The 5,507-nt window shown below is 46.0% G+C and carries 2 tRNA genes and 3 rRNA genes; all 5 read left to right on the plus strand.

Annotated features, from left to right (window positions below):
- Window positions 1–411: 411 nt before the first annotated feature.
- The 5 genes from KWG70_RS17570 to rrf all read left to right on the plus strand — a co-directional run bounded on the left by KWG70_RS17570 (window position 412) and on the right by rrf (window position 5,457).
- Window positions 412–1,935 (plus strand): 16S ribosomal RNA (locus KWG70_RS17570).
- Window positions 1,936–2,020: 85 nt separating this feature from the next.
- A tRNA-Ile gene (locus tag KWG70_RS17575) sits at window positions 2,021–2,094 on the plus strand.
- An 81-nt stretch (window positions 2,095–2,175) separates the two neighbouring features.
- Window positions 2,176–2,249 (plus strand) — tRNA-Ala (locus KWG70_RS17580).
- 179 nt (window positions 2,250–2,428) lie between these two features.
- Window positions 2,429–5,248 (plus strand): 23S ribosomal RNA (locus tag KWG70_RS17585).
- Window positions 5,249–5,349: 101 nt separating this feature from the next.
- A 5S ribosomal RNA gene (gene rrf, locus KWG70_RS17590) occupies window positions 5,350–5,457 on the plus strand.
- Together the 16S, 23S and 5S rRNA genes with 2 tRNA genes alongside form the textbook arrangement of a ribosomal RNA operon.
- Window positions 5,458–5,507 lie beyond the last annotated feature (50 nt).

Genomic DNA, 5,507 nt, shown 5'->3' on the forward strand with positions numbered 1-5,507 from the left:
TAATCACTTCATAATAAGGCCTTCATGAGTATTAGGGAAAAGATTTTAAAAAAAGATTAAAAAAGGTTTGGTGGAATAAAAATAGTGGTTGTATATTTGCACCCGCTAACGAGATAAGTTGGTTACGTTCTATGATTATATTTTGTGATTTATTTGGGTTAAAGAAATAATTTCAAAAAAAAGTACAAAAGGTATTGTGGGATAAAAAAAAGGGTTTTATATTTGCACCCGCTTAAGTGATAAAGCGCTTAAGAAACAGAGAATAGAAAGTTCATTAACATATTGAATTGACAGCGTAAGTGAGATATTGGAAACGATATTTCACAGACAAAAGAATAGACCATTTTGAGTACTGAAATTAAACAATTTCGATTAGTTGTTAAGATAATAGTGGAAACACTTAAAAATTTAACGATGAAGAGTTTGATCCTGGCTCAGGATGAACGCTAGCGGCAGGCCTAACACATGCAAGTCGAACGGTAACATAGATTGCTTGCAATCTGATGACGAGTGGCGCACGGGTGCGTAACGCGTATACAATCTACCTTTTACAGGAGGATAGCCTTTAGAAATGAAGATTAATACTCCATAGTAAGTGACTGTGGCATCACAGATACTTTAAAGCTTCGGTGGTAAAAGATGAGTATGCGTTCTATTAGCTAGATGGTGTGGTAACGGCATACCATGGCAACGATAGATAGGGGCCCTGAGAGGGGGATCCCCCACACTGGTACTGAGACACGGACCAGACTCCTACGGGAGGCAGCAGTGAGGAATATTGGACAATGGAGGCAACTCTGATCCAGCCATGCCGCGTGCAGGAAGACTGCCCTATGGGTTGTAAACTGCTTTTATACAGGAAGAAACCTCCCGACGTGTCGGGATCTGACGGTACTGTAAGAATAAGGATCGGCTAACTCCGTGCCAGCAGCCGCGGTAATACGGAGGATCCAAGCGTTATCCGGAATCATTGGGTTTAAAGGGTCCGTAGGTGGATAATTAAGTCAGAGGTGAAAGTCTGCAGCTCAACTGTAGAATTGCCTTTGATACTGGTTATCTTGAGTTATTATGAAGTAGTTAGAATATGTAGTGTAGCGGTGAAATGCATAGATATTACATAGAATACCAATTGCGAAGGCAGATTACTAATAATCAACTGACACTGATGGACGAAAGCGTGGGGAGCGAACAGGATTAGATACCCTGGTAGTCCACGCCGTAAACGATGGTTACTAGCTGTTCGGACTTCGGTCTGAGTGGCTAAGCGAAAGTGATAAGTAACCCACCTGGGGAGTACGTTCGCAAGAATGAAACTCAAAGGAATTGACGGGGGCCCGCACAAGCGGTGGAGCATGTGGTTTAATTCGATGATACGCGAGGAACCTTACCAGGGCTTAAATGTAGAGTGACAGGACTAGAGATAGTTTTTTCTTCGGACACTTTACAAGGTGCTGCATGGTTGTCGTCAGCTCGTGCCGTGAGGTGTCAGGTTAAGTCCTATAACGAGCGCAACCCCTGTTGTTAGTTGCCAGCGAGTCAAGTCGGGAACTCTAACAAGACTGCCGGTGCAAACCGTGAGGAAGGTGGGGATGACGTCAAATCATCACGGCCCTTACGTCCTGGGCTACACACGTGCTACAATGGTAGGTACAGAGAGCAGCCACTACGCGAGTAGGAGCGAATCTATAAAACCTATCACAGTTCGGATCGGAGTCTGCAACTCGACTCCGTGAAGCTGGAATCGCTAGTAATCGCATATCAGCCATGATGCGGTGAATACGTTCCCGGGCCTTGTACACACCGCCCGTCAAGCCATGGAAGCTGGGAGTGCCTGAAGTCCGTCACCGCAAGGAGCGGCCTAGGGTAAAATTAGTAACTAGGGCTAAGTCGTAACAAGGTAGCCGTACCGGAAGGTGCGGCTGGAACACCTCCTTTCTAGAGAAAGACGACTAATTGGTATTAAGTAAGAAAAGAGATAGTTTATTCTTTTGCTGTTAATTTAAATGATCTATTATAGTAGAGTCTCATAGCTCAGCTGGTTAGAGCGCTACACTGATAATGTAGAGGTCGGCAGTTCGAGTCTGCCTGAGACTACTAGCTATAATATATAAAGGAAATTCTAGAAGTTGTCAATTCTAAATTCATAGTTCAGGACACAATGTTCTGGAATAAATGGGGGAATTAGCTCAGCTGGCTAGAGCGCCTGCCTTGCACGCAGGAGGTCACCGGTTCGACTCCGGTATTCTCCACAACGGCTTAAGTTTGCCATCAGATAATTTATCTGTGGCGACTCGCCACAACGTTCATTGACATATTGAAAAAAGATACATAAAAATAGGTATAACATTAATTTGTTATACAGAATCGTAATTAGTTAAAGTTTACGAGCTTTTAACTAATTATAAACTCATTAAAAAGACAAAAAGTACAATAAGCTACATAAGAGCGTATGGGGAATGCCTAGGCTCTCAGAGGCGATGAAGGACGTGATAAGCTGCGAAAAGCTGCGGGGATTGGCACATACAAATCGATCCGCAGATATCCGAATGGGGCAACCCAGCATATTGAAGATATGTTATCCGTAAGGAGGCGAACCCGGAGAACTGAAACATCTAAGTACCCGGAGGAGAAGAAAACAAAAGTGATTCCGATAGTAGCGGCGAGCGAACTCGGATTAGCCCAAACCAGTATTGTTACGGCAATGCTGGGGTTGTAGGACCACGACATTTGATGCGTAATGAATTAGAACACTTTGGAAAGAGTGACCATAGAGGGTGATAGTCCCGTATAAGTAAAGATCGTTATCGATAGTGGTATCCTGAGTAGTGCGGGGCACGTGTAACCCTGTATGAAACTGGCGGGACCATCCGTTAAGGCTAAATACTCCTGAGAGACCGATAGTGAACTAGTACCGTGAGGGAAAGGTGAAAAGAACCTTGAATAAAGGAGTGAAAAAGATCCTGAAACCATACGCTTACAAGCGGTCGGAGCCCTTTGGGGTGACGGCGTGCCTTTTGCATAATGAGCCTACGAGTTACCGTTGCTAGCAAGGTTAAGGACTTCAGGTCCGCAGCCGTAGCGAAAGCGAGTCTGAATAGGGCGCTTTAGTTAGTAGTGGTAGACGCGAAACCGTGTGATCTACCCATGGGCAGGGTGAAGCTGTGGTAACACACAGTGGAGGCCCGAACCGGTTGACGTTGAAAAGTCTTCGGATGACCTGTGGGTAGGGGTGAAAGGCCAATCAAACTCGGAAATAGCTCGTACTCCCCGAAATGCATTTAGGTGCAGCGTTGATTTATAGTTTTATAGAGGTAGAGCTACTGATTGGATGCGGGGGCTTCACCGCCTACCAATTCCTGACAAACTCCGAATGCTATAAAATGTTAATCAGCAGTGAGGGCATGGGTGCTAAGGTCCATGTCCGAGAGGGAAAGAACCCAGACCATCAGCTAAGGTCCCCAAATGTATGTTAAGTTGAATAAACGAGGTTGAACTGCTTAGACAGCTAGGATGTTGGCTTGGAAGCAGCCATTCATTTAAAGAGTGCGTAACAGCTCACTAGTCGAGCGGTTCGGCATGGATAATAATCGGGCATAAACATACTACCGAAGCTATGGACTTGTAAAAGTGGTAGGGGAGCATTGTAGTGTCGTCGAAGGTGTACTGCGAGGTATGCTGGAGAAGCTACAAAAGAAAATGTAGGCATAAGTAACGATAATGCGGGCGAGAAACCCGCACACCGAAAGACTAAGGTTTCCTCAGCTATGCTAATCAGCTGAGGGTTAGTCGGGACCTAACGCGAACCCGAAAGGGGAAGTGGATGGACAACAGGTTAATATTCCTGTACCTGCTCACGTTAAAAGTGACGGAGGCGTATATTTGGTGCGTGCTGACGGAAATGCACGTTGAAGCGAGTAGTAATACCGCGATAGTACACTGAGACTACGGTCAAGGTGATAATCCAGAGAAGCGACTTCCAAGAAAAGCGAGTGAAGCAGCCCGTACCCTAAACCGACACAGGTAGTTGGGATGAGAATTCTAAGGTGCTCGAGAGATTCATGGCTAAGGAACTAGGCAAAATCGGCCCGTAACTTCGGGAGAAGGGTCGCCCATCTTCGGATGGGCCGCAGTGAAAAGGTCCAGGCGACTGTTTATCAAAAACACAGGGCTCTGCTAAATCGAAAGATGATGTATAGGGCCTGACACCTGCCCGGTGCTGGAAGGTTAAGTGGAGGGTTTAGCTTCGGCGAAGATCTGAAATGAAGCCCCAGTAAACGGCGGCCGTAACTATAACGGTCCTAAGGTAGCGAAATTCCTTGTCGGGTAAGTTCCGACCTGCACGAATGGTGTAACGATCTGGACACTGTCTCAGCCATGAGCTCGGTGAAATTGTAGTATCGGTGAAGATGCCGATTACCCGCAGTGGGACGAAAAGACCCCGTGAACCTTTACTATAGCTTAGTATTGGCTTTGGATAAGTAATGTGTAGGATAGGTGGGAGACTATGAAGTGGCGTCGCTAGGCGTTGTGGAGTCATTGTTGAAATACCACCCTTTGCTTATCTAGAGTCTAACCTCTTATAGAGGGACAGTGCTTGGTGGGTAGTTTGACTGGGGTGGTCGCCTCCAAAAGAGTAACGGAGGCTTCTAAAGGTTCCCTCAGCACGCTTGGTAACCGTGCGTAGAGTGCAATGGCATAAGGGAGCTTGACTGAGAGACATACAGGTCGATCAGGTACGAAAGTAGAGCATAGTGATCCGGTGGTTCCGCATGGAAGGGCCATCGCTCAAAGGATAAAAGGTACTCCGGGGATAACAGGCTGATCTCCCCCAAGAGCTCACATCGACGGGGGGGTTTGGCACCTCGATGTCGGCTCGTCACATCCTGGGGCTGGAGAAGGTCCCAAGGGTTGGGCTGTTCGCCCATTAAAGTGGCACGCGAGCTGGGTTCAGAACGTCGTGAGACAGTTCGGTCTCTATCTACTGTGGGCGTTAGAAATTTGAGTGGATCTGACTCTAGTACGAGAGGACCGAGTTGGACTAACCTCTGGTGTACCAGTTGTTCCGCCAGGAGCATTGCTGGGTAGCTACGTTGGGAAAGGATAAGCGCTGAAAGCATATAAGCGCGAAACCTACCACAAGATGAGATTTCTTTAAAGGGTCGTGGAAGATGACCACGTTGATAGGCTATAGGTGTAAAGGCAGTAATGTCATAGCCGAGTAGTACTAATAACCCATAGGCTTATTGTACGCCTGTTTTTTTAGAGTTACAATTATTTTTATGATGTTTTTTTTCAATATGTTATTATATACGGTTAAGTAGTAAATGATACTACATACACCGAAAGATTTAAGGTGATTATAGCGATGGGGCTCACCTCTTACCATTCCGAACAGAGAAGTTAAGCCCATTTGCGCCGATGGTACTGCAATCGTGGGAGAGTAGGTCGTCGCCTTTTTTGAAACCCCGTTCTTATTATAAGAACGGGGTTTTTGTTTTTTGTGTACT

The organism is Psychroserpens luteolus (genome assembly GCF_021032705.1).
GTDB lineage: Bacteria > Bacteroidota > Bacteroidia > Flavobacteriales > Flavobacteriaceae > Psychroserpens > Psychroserpens luteolus.